Annotated in this window: 3 protein-coding genes; 2 read left to right on the top strand and 1 reads right to left on the bottom strand. The window is 29.6% G+C overall.

Annotated elements, in window-relative coordinates; all coding sequences use genetic code 11:
• Positions 1 to 20: 20 nt before the first annotated feature.
• Positions 21 to 941, bottom strand: coding sequence for a TaqI-like C-terminal specificity domain-containing protein (locus GOQ24_RS00645; RefSeq protein ID WP_160338890.1), 921 nt, complete (start codon positions 939 to 941; stop codon positions 21 to 23).
• Positions 942 to 1025: 84 nt separating this feature from the next.
• Between GOQ24_RS00645 and GOQ24_RS00640 the strand changes: the two genes are divergently transcribed.
• On the top strand, positions 1026 to 1637 hold the full coding sequence (locus GOQ24_RS00640; protein WP_160338889.1) for a master DNA invertase Mpi family serine-type recombinase: 612 nt from the start codon (positions 1026 to 1028) through the stop codon (positions 1635 to 1637).
• A gap of 136 nt (positions 1638 to 1773) precedes the next feature.
• The coding region (locus tag GOQ24_RS00635) for a hypothetical protein (protein WP_160338888.1) at positions 1774 to 2064 on the top strand (291 nt) is incomplete at its 3' end.

The raw sequence follows: 2064 nt of genomic DNA, 5'->3' as shown, positions 1-2064 counted from the left end.
CAATCAAGAAGAAATCGATTTTATTGAGCTTCAATAAAATCGATTTCTTCTTGCGTAAAGTTTAATATTTTGTAAATTAAAAAATTTGCTTCTAATTCATAACTGACAATTGTTTTTTCTTGATCAGCAGATAGAATGTTTTCAAATATTTTCTCAATTTTCTCTAAATCACTTTTGTTAGGAATTGGTATTTGCAAGGGTTCAATAGCTTGTACACTAATTAATAAATCCCCAGTCCCTGTTTTTGGAGAATCTTTCATAAGATATTTTCCAAATTTTGAATTTAGTATCATAACCAAGTACTTAATATATATACCTCCAGTAGCAAAACAAGTACTATCTAAAGCAAAAGCACCTTTATCATCAAATGAGAATCTAAGTATGGATCCTACTCTCTTCCATACTATTTTTTGACTATAAAAATCCTCCCAATAATTAGCTCCCCATCTCTGTAGTGCATACCATTCATATCTAATACCTGTTTCAGCCTTATTCCTATTTGACAAATCTTGTTTAAAATTTGATAGATGATTATAAATAGCTGGATATTGTCTCTTAAATTCATCCTCAGCTACTTCAGAAGCGCCTTTAATACTTTTATCATTATGTAACGGAAAATGCCATGGTACAAATATTAACCATAAATCTGCGAACTCATTACTATATTTTTTTATATCTCTGCCGCGTAAAATAGGTCGTATAATTTCAGCACTTTTTGGGTCTTCTTCAATTAATTCTTTTCGTTTCTCTCCTGTGATAATAAATGCTTCGTTGAACCCTGTTTTTATTCCATAATTGATATTTATATCCCATTCTTTAAGAGGTGTGCCAACAGCTTCTATTTTCTTTTTAATTTGTTTTTCAATAGGAGAAAGTACAACCCAACTTTCGCTTGTTTTAAAGTCAGTTTCGTGAGCATATTGTTCAAAATAAATGCTCATTTTACTGTTATATTAAATGTCTATATTTATTTTGTACAATAAGTATTTAATTTAAACCATTTTTGTATAAAAAATTTATACAACATGATATACGGATATATTAGAGTAAGTACTGATAAACAAACAGTAGAAAATCAACGATTTGAAATCAACCATTTTTGTGAAAAGCAAGACATTATAGTTAGTCGTTGGATAGAGGAAACTATTTCAGGCTCAAAACAAGTCGATGACCGAAAGCTAGGAAAGCTTCTCAAAAAAATGAAAAAAGATGATATTCTAATTTGCTCAGAGTTGTCACGTCTTGGACGTAACCTATTAATGATTATGGGTGTTTTGAATGAATGTATGAATCGTGATATACAAGTTTGGACAATTAAAGATAATTACCGTTTAGGAAGTGATATTAACTCAAAAGTTTTAGCCTTTGCATTTGGTCTATCTGCCGAAATTGAAAGAAATTTAATCTCACAACGCACAAAAGAAGCTTTAGCACGTAAAAAGGCTGAAGGTGTTATTTTGGGTCGCCCGATAGGAAGCAAATCAGCTAAAACTAAATTAACAGGTCAAGAAAAAAAGATAAAAGAATTATTAGACAAAAATGTTTCCTACAGTGCTATAGGGCGAATATTAGGAGTACATAGATTAACAGTTACAAGTTTCGTAAAGAATAATCCTGAGTTGATTAAAGAAAGATGAATATATTATATGAAAAAATCAATTTGTAGTTTTTTGTTTGAGGTTAATTAGTTTTTGTTTTAACATTTTATACTTTTACAACAAACATGAATAAAAATGTCGTAGATCATACGGGCAATTCTAAGAATAATAGATAATGAACGCACAATATAAGAGATTAACAGATATTGAAAAAGAGCATTGGAAAAATGCTATTAATTGGGCTATAGAAGATATTATCAACAATGGCTACCCTAATAAAAGTACGGGTTATAATGTAATTTATAAAAAATCAAAATTACCTCCGAAGGGTGTGATTCAACGTGCCTTTGATTATTTAGATAATAACAATATTGAAACGTCGGTTATTCAAATAAAAGGAGGAGAAGATACTAATACCTTTTTACAGTCTTTCGGTTTTTCGGTCTATCCTAAAATACTTTTAAAG

Origin of the sequence: Myroides sp. LoEW2-1 (assembly GCF_009767705.1) — a bacterium.
In the GTDB taxonomy this organism is placed as follows: Bacteria; Bacteroidota; Bacteroidia; order Flavobacteriales; family Flavobacteriaceae; genus Flavobacterium; species Flavobacterium album_A.
The sequence above is the reverse complement of the archived record's forward strand: the minus strand, read 5'-3'. Positions and strand labels throughout refer to the sequence as shown.